The 15,806-nt window shown below is 64.9% G+C and carries 15 protein-coding genes and 5 tRNA genes; 3 read left to right on the top strand and 17 right to left on the bottom strand.

Features of this window, described 5'->3' with window-relative positions; all coding sequences use genetic code 11:
- Window positions 1-428: 428 nt before the first annotated feature.
- The 17 genes from rplA to HLH45_RS09460 form a co-directional block, all read right to left on the bottom strand.
- On the bottom strand, window positions 429-1,127 hold the full coding sequence (gene rplA, locus HLH45_RS09540; RefSeq protein WP_003486747.1) for a 50S ribosomal protein L1: 699 nt from the start codon (window positions 1,125-1,127) through the stop codon (window positions 429-431).
- A 3-nt stretch (window positions 1,128-1,130) separates the two neighbouring features.
- A complete protein-coding gene (gene rplK, locus HLH45_RS09535) occupies window positions 1,131-1,559 on the bottom strand; it encodes a 50S ribosomal protein L11 (protein ID WP_008574191.1) in 429 nt (142 codons plus the stop codon).
- A 198-nt stretch (window positions 1,560-1,757) separates the two neighbouring features.
- Window positions 1,758-2,315 (bottom strand): transcription termination/antitermination protein NusG, encoded by a 558-nt coding sequence (gene nusG, locus HLH45_RS09530; protein ID WP_011346537.1) that lies wholly within the window; start codon window positions 2,313-2,315, stop codon window positions 1,758-1,760.
- 13 nt (window positions 2,316-2,328) lie between these two features.
- Window positions 2,329-2,736, bottom strand: coding sequence for a preprotein translocase subunit SecE (secE, locus tag HLH45_RS09525; protein ID WP_005917581.1), 408 nt, complete (start codon window positions 2,734-2,736; stop codon window positions 2,329-2,331).
- A 49-nt stretch (window positions 2,737-2,785) separates the two neighbouring features.
- Window positions 2,786-2,861: transfer RNA gene (locus tag HLH45_RS09520), tRNA-Trp, on the bottom strand.
- A gap of 106 nt (window positions 2,862-2,967) precedes the next feature.
- Window positions 2,968-4,158 carry an elongation factor Tu gene (tuf, locus tag HLH45_RS09515; RefSeq protein ID WP_003486726.1) on the bottom strand — a complete coding sequence of 397 codons (1,191 nt, stop codon included), beginning with the start codon at window positions 4,156-4,158 and terminating at the stop codon, window positions 2,968-2,970.
- Between the two features lie 46 nt (window positions 4,159-4,204).
- A tRNA-Thr gene (locus tag HLH45_RS09510) sits at window positions 4,205-4,280 on the bottom strand.
- A 33-nt stretch (window positions 4,281-4,313) separates the two neighbouring features.
- Window positions 4,314-4,387: transfer RNA gene (locus HLH45_RS09505), tRNA-Gly, on the bottom strand.
- 29 nt (window positions 4,388-4,416) lie between these two features.
- A tRNA-Tyr gene (locus HLH45_RS09500) sits at window positions 4,417-4,502 on the bottom strand.
- Window positions 4,503-4,656: 154 nt separating this feature from the next.
- A complete protein-coding gene (ychF, locus tag HLH45_RS09495) occupies window positions 4,657-5,748 on the bottom strand; it encodes a redox-regulated ATPase YchF (protein WP_011346536.1) in 1,092 nt (363 codons plus the stop codon).
- 77 nt (window positions 5,749-5,825) lie between these two features.
- Window positions 5,826-6,407 (bottom strand): aminoacyl-tRNA hydrolase, encoded by a 582-nt coding sequence (gene pth / locus HLH45_RS09490; RefSeq protein WP_008576043.1) that lies wholly within the window; start codon window positions 6,405-6,407, stop codon window positions 5,826-5,828.
- A gap of 51 nt (window positions 6,408-6,458) precedes the next feature.
- Window positions 6,459-7,094: a 50S ribosomal protein L25/general stress protein Ctc gene (locus HLH45_RS09485; protein ID WP_003486759.1), complete on the bottom strand. Its 636-nt coding sequence runs from the start codon at window positions 7,092-7,094 to the stop codon at window positions 6,459-6,461.
- A gap of 108 nt (window positions 7,095-7,202) precedes the next feature.
- On the bottom strand, window positions 7,203-8,162 hold the full coding sequence (locus HLH45_RS09480) for a ribose-phosphate diphosphokinase (protein ID WP_003486761.1): 960 nt from the start codon (window positions 8,160-8,162) through the stop codon (window positions 7,203-7,205).
- Window positions 8,163-8,327: 165 nt separating this feature from the next.
- A tRNA-Gln gene (locus tag HLH45_RS09475) sits at window positions 8,328-8,404 on the bottom strand.
- A 3-nt stretch (window positions 8,405-8,407) separates the two neighbouring features.
- On the bottom strand, window positions 8,408-9,295 hold the full coding sequence (gene ispE / locus HLH45_RS09470; RefSeq protein WP_008576042.1) for a 4-(cytidine 5'-diphospho)-2-C-methyl-D-erythritol kinase: 888 nt from the start codon (window positions 9,293-9,295) through the stop codon (window positions 8,408-8,410).
- Window positions 9,277-9,930 carry a lipoprotein insertase outer membrane protein LolB gene (gene lolB, locus HLH45_RS09465; RefSeq protein ID WP_008576040.1) on the bottom strand — a complete coding sequence of 218 codons (654 nt, stop codon included), beginning with the start codon at window positions 9,928-9,930 and terminating at the stop codon, window positions 9,277-9,279. Before lolB ends, ispE begins: the two co-directional genes overlap by 19 nt.
- Entirely contained in the window at window positions 9,927-11,615 is a 1,689-nt protein-coding gene (locus HLH45_RS09460; RefSeq protein ID WP_046932505.1) for a tetratricopeptide repeat protein, read from the bottom strand. The genes lolB and HLH45_RS09460 overlap by 4 nt, the downstream gene beginning before the upstream one ends.
- Before the next feature lie 65 nt (window positions 11,616-11,680).
- Here HLH45_RS09460 and hemA point away from each other — a divergent pair, with 65 nt between their 5' ends.
- From hemA to HLH45_RS09445, 3 genes are read left to right on the top strand one after another with little or no spacing between them, the layout of a single operon-like run.
- Window positions 11,681-12,979, top strand: a complete 1,299-nt coding sequence (gene hemA / locus HLH45_RS09455; RefSeq protein ID WP_008578156.1) for a glutamyl-tRNA reductase — start codon at window positions 11,681-11,683, stop codon at window positions 12,977-12,979.
- Entirely contained in the window at window positions 12,957-14,042 is a 1,086-nt protein-coding gene (gene prfA / locus HLH45_RS09450) for a peptide chain release factor 1 (protein ID WP_008578155.1), read from the top strand. Before hemA ends, prfA begins: the two co-directional genes overlap by 23 nt.
- Window positions 14,039-15,745 (top strand): O-linked N-acetylglucosamine transferase, SPINDLY family protein, encoded by a 1,707-nt coding sequence (locus HLH45_RS09445; protein ID WP_008578154.1) that lies wholly within the window; start codon window positions 14,039-14,041, stop codon window positions 15,743-15,745. Before prfA ends, HLH45_RS09445 begins: the two co-directional genes overlap by 4 nt.
- The last annotated feature ends 61 nt before the right edge of the window (window positions 15,746-15,806 follow it).

The following is a 15,806-nucleotide window of genomic DNA, read 5'->3' as shown; positions in this document are numbered from 1 at the left end:
GCTCGCGGCTCCTGCCGGTTGCGGTCCAGGGCAGCCTCCTTCCTGGAAGCCGGGAACATCGACCGATGTTCCTTTGGTGGCCGTTCTAGACCTGGAGTGGACTCGATCCGGGATGTCCCAGACGCGCGTAAACCAGAAAGCTCCAGAAGGGCGACACCATCTACGCCGGCCGGTTCGACACGAACCAATTAAGCGATCCCGCTGCATCGACGGCGACTCCTTGCCAGTGCGAGCATCCGTGCCCGTCGTCGATCTGCGCTGACCGCGCCTGCGGTCTTTGACGGCTACCGCCGGACGTGCCGGCGATCGCCTTCAAAATGTCCGTTGCCCCAAAGGAGGGAACGGACTCCCAGCACACGGTGACCCGGGCCGGAAAAACAATGCTGTACTGCCAAATACGTCAGGCGCATGACGCCGGACGCATTCGCTTACTTCAACGACAGGCTCGACTGATCCACCGTCACGCCCGGACCCATGGTCGAGCTGACCGACACCTTCTGCAGGTAGGTACCCTTGGAGGTGGCCGGCTTGGCCTTGACCAGATCCAGCAACAGCGCCTGCAGGTTCGACTTCAGCGCTTCGTCGTCGAAGCTGGCCTTGCCGATCGTGCAGTGGATGATGCCGGCCTTGTCGGTGCGGTAGCGCACCTGGCCCGACTTGGCATTCTTGACCGCTTCGCCCGGATTGGCCGACACGGTGCCGACCTTCGGGTTCGGCATCAAGCCGCGCGGACCCAGCAGGGTGCCCAGCTTACCGACGACGCGCATGGCATCCGGGGTCGCGATAACCACGTCATAGTTCAGATCGCCGGCCTGCATCTTCTCGGCCAGGTCGTCCATGCCCACCGCCTCGGCGCCCGCAGCCAGGGCTTCGTCAGCCTTGGCGCCTGCCGGTGCGAACACTGCAACGCGCACGCTCTTGCCAGTACCGGCCGGCAGCACGGTGGAACCGCGCACCTGCTGGTCGGACTTCTTGGCGTCCACGCCCAGGCGCACGGCGACGTCGATCGACTCGACGAACTTGGCCTTGGTGGCAGTCTTCAGGATCTTGATTGCGTCTTCGAAGGCATAGGTCTTGCCCGGAACGACAGCGGCCGTGATGGCCTTAACGCGCTTGCTCTGTGCCATGTCTTAGCCCTCCACCGTCAAACCCATGCTGCGGGCAGAACCCGCAATCGTGCGCACCGCCGCTTCCAGCTCGGCTGCCGTCAAATCGGCTTCCTTGACCTTGGCGATTTCTTCCAGCTGCTTGCGCGTCACCTTGCCCACCTTGTCGGTGTTGGGACGCTTCGAGCCGGAGGTCACGCCTGCGGCCTTCTTGAGCAGCACGCTGGCCGGAGTGCTCTTGGTGACGAACGTGAAGGTACGGTCGGAATACGCGGTGATGATCACCGGCGTCGGCAGACCCGGCTCCAGCTTCGACGTCGCGGCGTTGAATGCCTTGCAGAATTCCATGATGTTCAGACCGCGCTGACCCAGTGCAGGGCCGACCGGCGGTGCAGGGTTGGCCTGACCGGCCTTGACCTGCAACTTGATGAAAGCAGTAATCTTCTTAGCCATTTCAATACTCTCCGGGTGCTAGCGCCTGACCTGCAGGCTCCCCATCGGACCGGGATTCACGTGTCCCGGCTTCACGTTGTTGACCACACACGCAGATGGCCGCCATGCGGCAGCCATTGGTTCCAGGCGGTTCGCCAGGACAGCTAGCCGCGCACTATAGCAGCATTTGGGGCGAGCGCCTAGCTGGCGCCCGCAGGGTCAGCCCTTCTCGACCTGACCGAATTCGAGCTCGACCGGCGTGGAGCGGCCGAAGATGAGCACGGCAACCCGCAGCCTGCTCTTTTCGTAATTGACTTCCTCGACAACGCCATTGAAGTCGTTGAACGGACCCTCGGTGACGCGCACCATCTGGCCCGGCTCGAACAACACCTTCGGACGCGGCTTTTCGACGCCATCCTGCACTCGCTGCAGGATCGCATCCGCTTCTTCGTCGCGAATCGGCAGAGGACGGTCGGCGGTACCGCCGATGAAACCCATCACCTTCGAAGTCTCCTTCACCAGGTGCCAGCTTTCGTTGTCGATGCGCGGAATACCGCCCTCTTCATGCGTTTCGATCTGCACCAGCACGTAGCCGGGGAAGAACTTGCGCTCGGACCGACGCTTCTGGCCGGCGCGCATTTCGATGACCTCTTCGGTCGGCACCAGCACGTCGCCGAAACGGTCCTCCATTTCGGCGCGCGCGATACGGTCACGCAATGCCTGCGCAACGGATTTTTCGAAGCCTGAATAGGCGTGAACGACATACCAACGCTTCACTGCTTGATTCTCCTCAACGAGCCAGGAACCACTGCGTGAGCTTCTGGATGACAAAGTCGAAGCCGCCCAACAGCAAACTCAGAATGATTACAACCACAATCACGACCCAGGTGGTGCGGATAGCTTCCTGGCGCGTCGGCCAGACAACCTTACGCAACTCGAACCTGGATTCGGACAGGAATTCGCGGGTCTCCCGGCCCTTGCCGGTACCCAAAAACACAAATGCGCCCGCCACCAACCCAACGATGACAGCCAACGCACGCAACTGCGGCGTCCACGCGCCCAGCTGGGTCGCGCGCTCGGGAGCGGAGAACCAGAACCACACAAAAAGCCCCGCAACCACCAGGGCAGCGGAGACAACGTACTTAACGACATCAGCGCTGGAGGACGCGCTCTTGGAAGGCTCGATTTTGCTATTCATCCGGCTCTAGTTACCGATCTGACCCGAATCGCTGGGCCGGAAAGAGGAGTGGCACGCCAGGAGGGACTCGAACCCCCAACCTGCGGTTTTGGAGACCGCTGCTCTGCCAATTGAGCTACTGGCGTATGTACTCGTTTACCGCAAACCCCAAGACAACGAAGGCGGACCGCGGTTCAGCCGGCCCGCCATTCGTTTGAATCCAGCCGCCCATAGGCAGCTGGATACAGGCACTTACTTGATGATCTTGGCAACCACGCCGGCGCCGACGGTACGACCGCCTTCACGGATGGCGAAGCGCAGACCTTCGTCCATCGCAACCGGGTTGATCAGGGTCACGACCATCTTCACGTTGTCGCCCGGCATCACCATCTCCACGCCTTCCGGCAGCTGGCAGGCGCCAGTGATGTCAGTGGTGCGGAAGTAGAACTGCGGACGGTAGCCCTTGAAGAACGGGGTATGACGGCCACCCTCGTCCTTGGACAGCACGTAGACTTCGGCTTCGAACTCGGTGTGCGGCTTGATCGAACCCGGCTTGCACAGCACCTGGCCGCGCTCGACGTCGTCACGCTTGGTGCCGCGCAGCAGCAGACCGGCGTTGTCGCCTGCCTGACCCTGGTCCAGCAGCTTGCGGAACATTTCCACGCCGGTGACGGTGGTCTTCTGCGTGTCGCGGATACCGACGATTTCGATTTCGTCGCCCACCTTGATAATGCCGCGCTCGATACGACCGGTCACCACGGTGCCGCGGCCGGAGATCGAGAACACGTCTTCGACCGGCATCAGGAACGGACGGTCCACGTCGCGGGTCGGCTCCGGAATGAACGAATCCAGCGCCTCGACCAGCTTCAGGATCGCCGGCACGCCGATGTCGCTCTGATCGCCGTCCAGCGCCAGACGCGCCGAACCGTGGATGATCGGGGTGTCGTCGCCCGGGAAGTCGTACTTGCTCAGCAGTTCGCGCACTTCCATTTCGACCAGCTCGAGCAGCTCGGCGTCGTCGACCATGTCGGCCTTGTTCAGGAACACCACGATATGCGGCACACCGACCTGACGCGAGAGCAGGATGTGCTCACGGGTCTGCGGCATCGGACCGTCAGCGGCCGAGCACACCAGGATCGCGCCGTCCATCTGCGCTGCACCGGTGATCATGTTCTTGACGTAGTCGGCGTGGCCGGGGCAGTCAACGTGCGCGTAGTGACGGGTCGGGGATTCGTATTCGACGTGTGCGGTCGAAATCGTGATGCCGCGCGCCTTCTCTTCCGGCGCCGCGTCGATCGCGTCGTACGCCTTGAACTCACCACCGAAACGCTCGGCACCGATCTTGGTCAGCGCAGCGGTCAACGTGGTCTTGCCATGGTCAACGTGACCGATGGTGCCGACGTTCACGTGCGGCTTGGTGCGCTCGAATTTAGCTTTTGCCATGGGTGCGTGTCTCGGTAATCGTTTGGAGTTGAAGACGATTGAGTAATGGTGCTCACGAAAGGAATCGAACCTTCGACCTCCTCCTTACCAAGGAGGTGCTCTACCGACTGAGCTACGTGAGCGAGTTTTGCATTATGCCATGCATTTGCGTTCAATGGAGCGGGAGACGGGAATCGAACCCGCACCATCAGCTTGGAAGGCTGAGGTTCTACCGTTGAACTACTCCCGCGCCGGGAACTGCATGCCACAACGTGAAACTGGTGGAGGGAGGTGGATTCGAACCACCGAAGGCGTAAGCCAGCAGATTTACAGTCTGCCCCCGTTGGCCGCTTGGGTATCCCTCCAGCTTTTACTACCGGACCGGTGCGCCGCGAGGCATATTCGGTTCGGGGTGAAGCAGCCCGTTATTTTGTTGTGGGACGCATGCAGTGTCAACAAAAATTTTGAGCAATTCTTCACTCCCAACGATACGCGGCGTCAGGCGCCACGCACAGCCGATCACACGTTGAAGCGGAAGTGCAGCACGTCGCCTTCCTGGACGCGGTATTCCTTGCCTTCCAGGCGCAGGCGCCCGGCATCGCGGGCACCGGCTTCGCCGCGGTACTTGATGAAGTCGTCGAAACCGATCGTTTCGGCGCGAATGAAGCCCTTCTCGAAATCGGTGTGGATCACGGCTGCAGCCTGCGGCGCAGTCGAACCGGCCTTGACCGTCCAGGCACGCACTTCCTTGACGCCTGCGGTGAAATAGGTCTGCAGGCCCAACAGCGTATAGGCCGCACGGATGACGCGATTCAAGCCTGGCTCTTCCAGGCCGAGATCGGCCAGGAAGCTGTCGCGATCGGCATCGTCCAGCTGCGAGAGCTCCTCTTCGATGGCCGCCGAGACCGGCACCACTTCGGCACCTTCGACAGCCGCATGCGCACGCACCGCATCCAGGTGTGGATTGTTCTCGAAGCCGTCTTCCAGCACGTTGGCGATGTACAGCACCGGCTTGAGCGTCAGCAGGAACAGATCGCGCACCAGTGCCTTTTCTTCATCGTCCAGACCGGCGGCACGCCCCGCCTTGCCGTCGGCCAGCGCGGCCTGCAACTTGGCCAGCACCGGCTTGCGCGCCGCTGCATCCTTGTCGCCGCCCTTGGCGCTGCGTTCGGCACGGTTGAGGGCCTTTTCCACGCTATCCAGATCGGCCAGCGCCAGCTCGGTATCGATGGTTTCGATATCGGCGATCGGGTCGACCTTGTTGTTGACGTGGATGACGTCGTCGTTCTCGAAGCAACGCACCACGTGGGTGATCGCATCGACTTCGCGGATGTGCGCCAGGAACTTGTTGCCTAGGCCTTCGCCACTCGCCGCACCAGCCACCAGACCGGCGATATCGACGAACTCGACCGCAGTAGGAATCAGCTTTTGCGGCTTGACGATGTCAGCCAGCTGATTGAGACGCGGATCCGGCACCGGCACGATACCGACGTTCGGCTCGATGGTGCAGAACGGGAAGTTGGCCGCAGCGATGCCCGCCTTGGTCAGCGCGTTGAACAGGGTCGACTTGCCGACATTGGGCAGGCCGACGATGCCGCATTTGATACCCATGGGTTTTCCAGTGAATGGAGAATCGGGAATGGAGAATGGCAGGAGCAGCGCCCTGTCCATTCCCTATTCCCCATTCTCTATTTTTTTTCGGTATGCAGGCGTTTCATCGCCTCGTTGAAATTGCCTTCCATCGCCAGCGGCAGCACATCGATGGCGGCATCCACCGCAGCGCCGATCGCTGCGTCGTCCTCGCGCCCTGCCCGTCCCAGCACCCAGGGCACCACGCGGTCCTTGTGACCGGGATGACCGATGCCAACGCGTAGACGGTGAAATTTACCGTGCCCGAGCAGGCGAATGGTGTCGCGCAAGCCGTTTTGCCCGCCGTGACCGCCATCGAACTTGAGCCGCGCGATGCCCGGCGCAAGATCCAGTTCGTCGTGTGCAACGAGCAGTTGCTCCGGCTCGATCTTCCAGAATCGCAATGCGGCGGTGATCGACTTGCCGCTGAGATTCATGAAGGTGGCCGGCTTGAGCAGCCAGACCGGTTGTCCCGCGACCTGGACCTTGGCGGTCTCGCCGAACAACTTGCTATCCAATGCCCAGCGGGCGCCACTGCGCTCGATGAGGGCATCGACGAAACGAAACCCGGCGTTATGCCGGGTTTGCGCGTGTTCCGGGCCGGGGTTTCCCAGCCCGACGATCAGACGAAGTGCAGACATGCCAGTGACCGCAGCCGATCCCGCGCGCAATGCGGGGGACCGGCCAACGGATTACTTGGTCTCGGCGCCTTCGCTGCCTTCTTCGCCGGCAGCGTCGTCTTCTTCGATCCGTACGTGCTTGGCAGCCACCACGGCAACGTCGTGTTCCTTGCCCAGCTTCAGTTCCGGAATTTCAACACCGGCCGGCAGCTTGATTTCGGACAGGTGGATCACGTTGCCCACTTCCAGTGCACCGAGGTCCACTTCGATGAACTCCGGCAGATCCTTCGGCAGGCAGACCACCTGGACTTCGTTGAGTTCGTGGGTGACGACCACTTCGCTCGACTTGCCAGCCGGCGAAGACGCTTCGTTGATGAAGTGCAGCGGCACGGCAGCACTGAGCTTCTCGTTGGCGCTGACGCGCTGGAAGTCGATGTGCATGATCAGCTGCTTGAACGGATGGCGCTGCATGTCACGCAGCAGCACCTGCTGCACGTCGCCATTGAGGTTCAGGTCCAGGATGGAAGAGTAGAACCACTCGTTCTGCTGGGCGAGCCAGATCTGCTCGTGGTTGAGCTGGATGCTGACCGGCTCGAGTTCGCCACCGTAGACGATGGCCGGGATGACGCCAGCGTGACGCAGGCGGCGGCTCGCACCCTTCCCCTCGTCAGCGCGGCGCTCGACCTTGATTTCATGAGTCTTTGCCATTGGATTTCACTACCTAGTTGGAACACCGCCTCGCGGCGATGAAGCGTCTCACCCGCGACCAGGTGAGACGTGTGGCGGCACCCGGGAATCCGGGCACCGAATGGGGTATCAGTCGACGTAGAGCGAGCTGACCGATTCGCCGAAGGCGATACGGCGGATGGTCTCGGCCAGCAGTTCGGCCACGCTCAGCTGACGAATCTTGGCGCAGGTACGCGCCGCTTCGCTCAGCGGAATCGTGTCGGTGACCACCAGCTCGTCGAGCTGCGAATTGTTGATGTTGTCCACCGCCGGACCCGACAGCACCGGGTGGGTGATGTAGGCCACGACCTTGAGCGCGCCGCGCTGCTTCAGCGCTGCGGCAGCGGCGCACAAGGTACCGGCGGTGTCGACCAGGTCGTCGACCAGCACGCAGGTCTTGCCCTGCACGTCGCCGATGATGTTCATCACGGTGGCCACATTGGCGCGCGGACGGCGCTTGTCGATGATGGCCAGATCGGCGTCGTCCAGGCGCTTGGCGACGGCGCGTGCGCGCACCACGCCGCCAACGTCCGGCGACACCACGATCAGGTTGTCGGTGCCGTAGGCGCGCCAGATGTCGGCCAGCAGCAGCGGCGAGGCATAGACGTTGTCGACCGGCACATCGAAGAAGCCCTGGATCTGGTCGGCGTGCAGGTCGACCGTCAGCACGCGGTCCGCCTCCATGGCGCAGATCATCTTGGCAGCCACCTTGGCAGTGATCGGCACGCGCGAGGAGCGCATGCGACGGTCCTGGCGCGAATAACCGAAGTACGGGATCACCGCGGTCACCGACTGGGCGCTGGCGCGCTTGAGCGCATCGATCAGCACCAGCAGTTCCATCAGGTTCTCGGCACTGGGCGCGCAGGTGGGCTGGATGACGAACACTTCCTGCCGACGCACGCTCTCTTCGATCTCCACCTGCACTTCGCCGTCGGAAAAGCGCGTGACCAACGCCTTGCCCATGCGAACGCCGAGTTCCTTGCAGATGCTCTGGGCAAGCGGCTTGTTGGCATTGCCGGAGAACACCAGCAGATTACGTTGGTCTTGCATGAGATCTCTCGGGCGGCGGCGAAGAGCGTGCGGATCGATGGTGGAGCAGGACAAAGCCGAACCAATGCCGGGCTTTCGTTCGATTCCCGCGCAAGGATGCGCGAGGTATTGCAGAAGGATCTGCAGTGAAACCTGGTGCAGGCGGACCTGCCTTTCTCGACAAACTGGCAGGGGCGGTAGGATTCGAACCTACGAATGCCAGGATCAAAACCTGGTGCCTTGGGCCTCTTGGCGACGCCCCTGCATCAAACCTGTGTCGCGTCCAGCGCATCGAGCAATGGCGAGTGCGCTGCACCCTCCACCACCCACGCCCGCAGGCTGCCCGGCAACTGCGCCAGCGCCTGCTCTGCAGCAGCGCGCGTGGCGAACTCGACGAAACAGCCACTTCCCGACCCGGTCAAACGCGGTGTACCGACCCTGGAAAGCGCCTGGAACACGGCCTCGACGGCGGGTTCGCGGCGCCGCAGGACCGGCTCGAACGCATTGTCGAGCAGGGAACCGGAAGCGAAGTCCGCTATTTTCGCGGGCGCAGCATCCCGCGTCAATTCCTGTGATCGAAATAACGCCGGGGTCGGTACATGAACGCCGGGATCGACCAGCAGATACGCCGCTTCCGGCAGGGAAATCGGGGTCAGTTGTTCGCCCACGCCTTCGGCCCAGGCATTGCGGCCGCGCACGAAGACCGGCACGTCTGCGCCCAGCTGCAGGCCCAGCTCGGCCAGCACATCGGCCGCCAGGCCCAGGCCCCACAAGGCATTGAGCGCCACCAGCACAGTCGCCGCGTCCGAGGAGCCGCCACCGAAACCGCCGCCGGCGGGGATGCGCTTGTCGACCCGAATCTCCGCGCCCGCCTGGGTGCCGGCTGCCGATTGCAGCAGGCGCGCAGCGCGGATCACCAGGTCATCGTCTTCGGATACGCCGGGCAGACTCTCGCCGAGGCGGCGGATCTGGCCGTCACGACGCACGCGAAGATGAACGGTGTCCCCCCAGTCCAGCAGCCGGAACACGGTCTGCAGCAGGTGGTAGCCGTCGGCACGGCGCCCGGTGATCTGCAGGAACAAATTCAGCTTGGCCGGCGCAGGCCACGCCGACCAATCAGTGCCCGGCGCGTCCATCAGGGCGACACGGTCCATTGGTCGACCAACAGGCGCACCTTTGCCTCGCCGTTGCGGGCTTCGATCCGCTGCGGCAGCTCGGGCTGGTCGGCGCCGGCTGGTGTCCAGGCCAAAAATTCGATCGTCCAGCCATCCTGCTGCACGGTGCGCGGGCGCCCGGCGGCATCCAGGTCGACGCGTGCGGCACCGGCGTCGGCGATGCGCAGCGCGCGCACCCAGTCAGGCATCTGGTTGACCGGGATGGTCCAGCCGGTTGCTTCCAGCAGCACCTGCTCGGCATCAGGACCACTGCGCGGACCGCCGTCCAGCCCTTCCAGCCGGCCGGCGCCGCTGGTGGTGTCGCCGGTGAGCACCCAGCTTTGCCGGGTGACCGGCGCACTGAGTTGCACGCGGTAGCTTGGGCCATCCTGCTGCCAGTCGATGCGGCCGCTGCCGCCATTGCGGTCCTTGCTGATCGCCACCCGGCCCTGGAAGGACCAATTGGGGTGCGCCTGCAACCAGGCCTGGCGAGCGGCTTCGGCCTGGCGCGCACTGTCGGAGACGTGATCGGCCACGGCCGCCCCACTGCCCTGCCCGCGCGGCACGCTGACGCAGGCCGACAGCCCGACCAGCACCAGCCCGCCCAGGGCCAACGTTCGAACCGCCCTGCTCATAGCCCGGACTTTTCCACGGCGCGCTGCAGCGCACGGTTGTCCGGGTCGAGGCGGCGCGCTTCATCGAAGTAGCGACGCGCTTCGTCCTGCTTGCCACTGACCCACAGCACTTCGCCCACGTGGGCCGCGATTTCCGGGTCTTTGACCAGCGCCCAGGCGCGGCGCAGCTGCACCAACGCTTCCTTGGTGCGGCCCATCCGGTACAGCACCCAGCCATAACTGTCGACAATGGCCGGGTTGTCCGGGTCGGCGGTGCGGGCACGGTCGATTAGCGCCAATGCTTCCTTGTAGCGGGTGGTGCGGTCGGCCAGGGTGTAGCCCAGCGCGTTCAGGGCCGCGACGTTTTCCGGCTCGGTCACCAGGATCTTGCGCAGATCGGCCTCGGCACGCGGGACATCGTCGCGCCGCTCCCAGGCCAGCCCGCGGGCGTACAGCAACGCGCTATCGTCCGGGTAGGCGGCCAGGCCACGTTCGAAGGCGTCCAGTTCGCCCGGCGCATCGTCGGCCCGCTGATGCAGCTCGGCTTCGAGCACGTAGGCGTCGCGGCGCGCGTCATCGTCGGCACTGGCGTCGCCCTGCAGGGCGCGGGCTTCGGCAAGCGCTTCGGGCTTGCGGCCCAGTTCGTACAAGGCACTGGCGGTGCGCAGACGCGCCTCGCTGACCTGCGGACCACCCGGCACGCCGCGATACCACTCCACCGCCTCGTCGTAGCGCTTGAGGAATTCGGCGATCTTGCCCAGCAGCAGACGGCGGTCCGGATCGGGCTTGGTAGCGTTGCTCTTGAGCTCGGCGTACAGCGCCTCCAGCGAGCTGCGGTCTTTCTCCTTGGCCAGCATCGAGGCACGCAAGCCATAGGTCTGGGTGTCCTGCGGCCCGGTCGAAAGCACGCGTGCAGCAGCTTCGGTCTGGCCCATGGCGTCGTAGGCAAACGCCAGCGCGCCGCGCAGCTCGGAGTCCTTGACCGCCTGCGGTTCGATATTCTTCAGCAGCGCCAGCGCTTCGTCGTTCTTGCCTTCCTGCTGCAACTGGGTGGCATGCAACAAGGCCACGCGCGGCTCTTCGGGGAAGCGGCGTACCACCTCGTCGACGATGCGCTTGGCCAGCGCGGGGCGCTCCATGCGCAGCGCGAGCCGGCCGAATTCCTGCCAGGCTTCGATCTGATTCGGGATGGCGCCGGCCTTGACCAGGTCTTCGAGCACATCGGCCGAGGCTTCCGGCTCGCGGCCGCCGTTGGCCAGGGCGATCAGCGCAAAGCGCCAGCCACGCGGATCGGGCTCCTTGAGCAAGCCGAGCAAATCGCGGCGCGCGGTGCGCAGGTCGTTGCGGCGCAGCGCCAACGAGGCCTCGGTGCTGCGCATGGACATCGACGACGGCGCGCGGGCGCGCCACAACGCCAGCGCTTCGATCGCGCGCGGGTCGTCGTTGGCCAGCATGGAGATGCGGGCGGCGCGCTCGGCCAGCCCGGCATCGCCGGCTTCGGCCTTGGCGGCGTCCAGGTAGGCGCGCGCGGCATCGTCCAGCTGCCCGGCCTGCAAGGCGAATTCGCCGGCCAGCACGGGTTCCAGCGACGAGGTGCCGGCACTGCCTGGGGGCGGAGCGGGTGGTGCTTTCTTGGGTGCTGCAGTGGCGCTGGCGGAGACTGCGACCAGCAAAAGAACACTCAGGATGCGAATCGGTACAGGCATCGGGGGCAACCGGGCCGTAAAATGGGGCCCTGAATGGCCGCCAGCTTATCGCAAGCAACTGAACAATGACGTTGTGGGTGCTCGGACTGAATCACCAGACCGCACCTGTGGACCTGCGCGAACGCGCGGCGTTCGCAGGTGATGCGCTGCCGCGCGCGCTCGAATCGCTGCGTGCGCTGCCCCAGGTAAGCGAGGCCGCGCTGTTGGCCACCTGCAACCGTACCGAGTTGTATGCAATGGCCGACGAGGCGCACAGCCTGGTCAACTGGCTGGAAACGCACGCGCCCGGGCTGAGCGGTCATCTGTACCAGCACCGGGAAGCCGAGGCGGTGCGCCACCTGTTCCGCGTCGCCACCGGGCTGGATTCGATGGTGCTGGGGGAACCGCAGATTCTGGGCCAGGTGAAGGACGCCTGGGCGGTGGCGCGGGCGCACGGCGCGCTGGGCAGCGGGTTGGACCGGCTGTTCCAACAGACCTTTTCGGTGGCCAAGCGCGCGCGTACCGACACCCGTGTCGGCGCAAATCCGGTTTCGGTCGCATCCACGGCGGTGCGGCTGGCACAGGACTCCTTTGCCCGGCTCAACGAGTCGACGGTGTTGCTGATCGGTGCCGGCGAAACCATCGAACTGGCGGCCAAGCATCTGAGCGAAGGCCGCGTGCGCCGCCTGCTGATCGCCAACCGCACCCTGGCCCATGCCCAGACGCTGGCCAGCCAGCACGGCGGCTTCGCCTTGCCGCTGACCGATCTGGAACGCCACCTGGCCGAGGCGGATGTGGTGTTTTCGGCCACCGCTGCGCGTGAGCCGCTGGTGACCCGCGCACAGGTGGAACAGGCGTTGCGCACGCGCAAGCGCAAGCCGATGCTGCTGTTCGACCTGGCGGTGCCGCGCGATATCGAGGCCTCGGTGGGCGAGTTGAGCGACGCCTACCTGTACACGGTGGACGATCTGGAACGCGCGGTCGAAGACAACCGCCGTGGCCGCCGCGAAGCGGCCGACCAGGCCGAAGCCATCATCGACCTGCAAGTGGCGCGCTATGTCGAAACGCTGCAGGCCACTGCGCGCCAGGCACCCCTCAAACGGCTGCGCGCCTTTGGCGATAGCACCCGCGACGAGCTGCTGGCCAAGGCACGCCAGCAGTTGCACAACGGCAAGCCGGCCGACGAAGTGCTGGAACAGTTGGCGCATGCGCTGACCAACCGTTTGCTGCATCCGCCCACGGCCGCATTGCGCAATGCGGCGCTCAACAACGACCTGGAATTGACCACTGCGGCCGACCGGCTGTTTCCGGAAAAGCCGGGTTACCAACACCCCCCCATAGCTACCCCGATCGTGAGGACCGATGACGCCGACCCTGCGCCGTAAGCTCGAAGCGCTGGCCGAGCGCCGCGAAGAACTGCAGCACCTGCTCTCCGACCCCGACGTGGTGGGCAACAACGACACGTTCCGTACGCTCTCGCGCGAACTGTCGCAACTGGAGCCGGTGGCGGTGGCGCTGGAAGAGGAGGCGCGCGCCAAGGCCGACCTGGCCACGGCCGAAGCGCTGCGCAACGACCCGGAGATGCGCGAACTGGCCGAAGAGGAAATCGCCGCTGCACAGGCGCGCCTGGAACAACTCGATGCACAACTTGCATCGCTGCTGGTACCGCGCGATCCGCGCGACGACGGCAACCTGTTTCTGGAAGTGCGCGCCGGCACTGGCGGTGACGAAGCGGCGATCTTTGCCGGCGACCTGTTCCGCATGTACGCACGCTACGCCGAGCGCCAGGGCTGGAAGGTGGAAATCGAATCCGACAGCCCCGGCGAGCATGGCGGCTACAAGGAAGTGGTGGCGCGGGTGGTCGGGCGCGGTGCGTATTCGCGCCTGAAATTCGAATCCGGCACCCATCGCGTGCAACGCGTGCCGGCAACCGAATCGCAAGGCCGTATCCACACCTCGGCTGCCACGGTGGCGATCATTCCCGAAGCCGACGACGTGGAAGAGATCACGATCAATCCGGCCGATCTGAAGGTGGACACGTTCCGCTCGTCCGGTGCGGGCGGCCAGCACGTCAACAAGACCGAATCGGCAATCCGCATCACCCACGTGCCCAGCGGGGTGGTGGTGGAATGCCAGACCGAGCGCAGCCAGCATGCCAATCGCGACAAGGCGATGAAGCGGTTGAAGGCGCAGCTGCTGGACGCCGAACGCAGCAAGGCGGCAGCGGCCGAAGCGCAGACGCGCAAGTTGCAGGTGGGCAGCGGCGACCGCAGCCAGCGCATCCGCACCTACAGTTTTCCGCAGGGTCGCATCACCGACCATCGCGTCGAAGGGCTGACCTTGTACGACCTGCCCAACATCATCGAAGGCGATCTGGATGCATTGATCGGCCGGCTGCTGCACGAACATCAAGCCGACGAACTGGCACGGTTGAGCGATAGTCCGTGAGTGCGCAAGTCCCGCGCGAGCTGCTGCAGCTGCGCGAGCAAGTGCGACGCCAGCCCGGCGATTTCGTCGCCTGGTTGATGCTGGCCGATGCCGAGCTGGGCATGGGCGTCACCGCTGCCGGCGAGGCGGCCGTGCAGCGCGCGCTGGCGCTGCATCCGGGTCATCCGGAAGCGGTGGCGCGGCTGGGACGGGTGCGCTGGGCGCAGCAGCGCCATGCAGAAGCGGCCACGCTGCTCCAACAGGCCTCGGACCTGGTACCGCAGCATCCGGGGATCGCCCTGTGGCTTGGGCACGCGCTCGAAGATGCAGGCCAACCGGAACAGGCCGCGGCCGCCTATACGCGCGCCCACAAGCTGCTGCCCGACGAGCCCTACATCACCGCACAACTGCTCAACTGGCGACGCCGCCTATGCGATTGGCGCGAGCTGGACTCACTGGCTGCACAGGTGCGCGCCGCAGTCACACAAGGCGAGGCGGCCGTGGAGCCTTTCGCGTTCCTGAGCGAGGACGCCAGCGCCGCGGAGCAACTGGCGTGCGCCCGTACCCGTGCGCAGGCCATTGCCTCCTCGGTGCGCCCGCTGCCAGCGTCCACGCTGCGCAGCCGCGGCCCGCTGCAACTCGGGTTCGTGTCCAACGGCTTTGGCGCCCACCCGACGGGCTTACTGACGGTGGCCTTGTTCGAAGCGTTGCAGCAACGCCAACCGGATCTGCACGTGCAGCTGTTTGCAACCAGCCCGGACGATGGCAGCGACATTCGCGCGCGCCTGGCGCAGGCAACGCGCATGCACGAGGTCACTGCGCTGGGGCATCTGGCAACCGCGCAACATATCCGCGACCAGGGCATCGATCTGTTGTTCGACCTGCGCGGCTGGGGCGGTGGCGGACGGCCGGAAGTCTTCGCATTGCGGCCGGCGCCGGTGCAGCTCAACTGGCTGGCGTATCCGGGCACCTCGGGCGCGCCGTGGATGGATTATGTGCTTGGCGATACCGTTGCATTGCCGACGTCGCTTGAGCCGTTCTACAGCGAACAGGTGCTGCGCCTGCCGCGCGCCTTCCAGCCATCGGACACCTCGCGCACGGTAGCCGAACCGCCATCGCGTGCGCAGTGCGGGCTGCCTGAGCACGCTGTGGTGCTGTGCTGCTTCAACAACAGTTACAAGCTCAATCCACGCAGCATGGCGCGCATGCTGGCGGTGTTGCGCGCGGTGCCTGGCAGCGTGCTGTGGCTGCTGTCCGGCCCGGGTGAGGCGGATGCGCGATTGCGTGCAGCAGCGCAGGCACAGGGCGTGCACGCGCAGCGTTTGGTCTTCATGCCCAAACTGCCGCACCCGCAGTATCTGGCGCGCTATCGACATGCGGATCTGTTTCTGGATACGCACCCCTACAACGCGCACACCACCGCCTCCGATGCGTTATGGGCAGGTTGCCCGGTCTTGACCACACCTGGCCAGACGTTTGCCGCGCGTGTGGCCGGCAGCCTGAATCATCATCTGGGGCTGGATGAACTGAACGTGGCCGATGACGCTGCGTTCGTGGCCACGGCGGTGGCGTTGGCGAGCGATCCAGCGGCACTGGGTGCGTTGCGTGCTCGGGTGGCGGAGCGTCGGCGCGAATCGGGCCTGTTCAATATGGACGGGTTTGCGGATGCGTTTGGAGAATTGGTGCGTGGGGTCGCGGCAAAGCATGGCTGGTTAGGGGTTTAGCAACGGCCGCTACGTGATGGATCGCTGTCTGCCGCCGCACCCTGCCCCCAACCTCCGCGCC

This window comes from Xanthomonas euvesicatoria (genome assembly GCF_013112235.1).
GTDB lineage: Bacteria > Pseudomonadota > Gammaproteobacteria > Xanthomonadales > Xanthomonadaceae > Xanthomonas > Xanthomonas euvesicatoria.
This window is presented reverse-complemented; position numbering and strand designations above follow the sequence as displayed.

Coding starts and splice junctions, on each gene's coding strand:
- ychF (WP_011346536.1), bottom strand. CDS start 5,748: ATGGGTATCAAATGCGGCATCGTCGGCCTGCCCAATGTCGGCAAGTCG.
- lolB (WP_008576040.1), bottom strand. CDS start 9,930: ATGAGCAGGGCGGTTCGAACGTTGGCCCTGGGCGGGCTGGTGCTGGTC.
- HLH45_RS09485 (WP_003486759.1), bottom strand. CDS start 7,094: ATGGCAAAGACTCATGAAATCAAGGTCGAGCGCCGCGCTGACGAGGGG.
- HLH45_RS09480 (WP_003486761.1), bottom strand. CDS start 8,162: ATGCAAGACCAACGTAATCTGCTGGTGTTCTCCGGCAATGCCAACAAG.
- secE (WP_005917581.1), bottom strand. CDS start 2,736: ATGAATAGCAAAATCGAGCCTTCCAAGAGCGCGTCCTCCAGCGCTGAT.
- ispE (WP_008576042.1), bottom strand. CDS start 9,295: ATGGACCGTGTCGCCCTGATGGACGCGCCGGGCACTGATTGGTCGGCG.
- rplK (WP_008574191.1), bottom strand. CDS start 1,559: ATGGCTAAGAAGATTACTGCTTTCATCAAGTTGCAGGTCAAGGCCGGT.
- rplA (WP_003486747.1), bottom strand. CDS start 1,127: ATGGCACAGAGCAAGCGCGTTAAGGCCATCACGGCCGCTGTCGTTCCG.
- tuf (WP_003486726.1), bottom strand. CDS start 4,158: ATGGCAAAAGCTAAATTCGAGCGCACCAAGCCGCACGTGAACGTCGGC.
- HLH45_RS09460 (WP_046932505.1), bottom strand. CDS start 11,615: ATGCCTGTACCGATTCGCATCCTGAGTGTTCTTTTGCTGGTCGCAGTC.
- pth (WP_008576043.1), bottom strand. CDS start 6,407: ATGTCTGCACTTCGTCTGATCGTCGGGCTGGGAAACCCCGGCCCGGAA.
- prfA (WP_008578155.1), top strand. CDS start 12,957: ATGACGCCGACCCTGCGCCGTAAGCTCGAAGCGCTGGCCGAGCGCCGC.
- hemA (WP_008578156.1), top strand. CDS start 11,681: ATGACGTTGTGGGTGCTCGGACTGAATCACCAGACCGCACCTGTGGAC.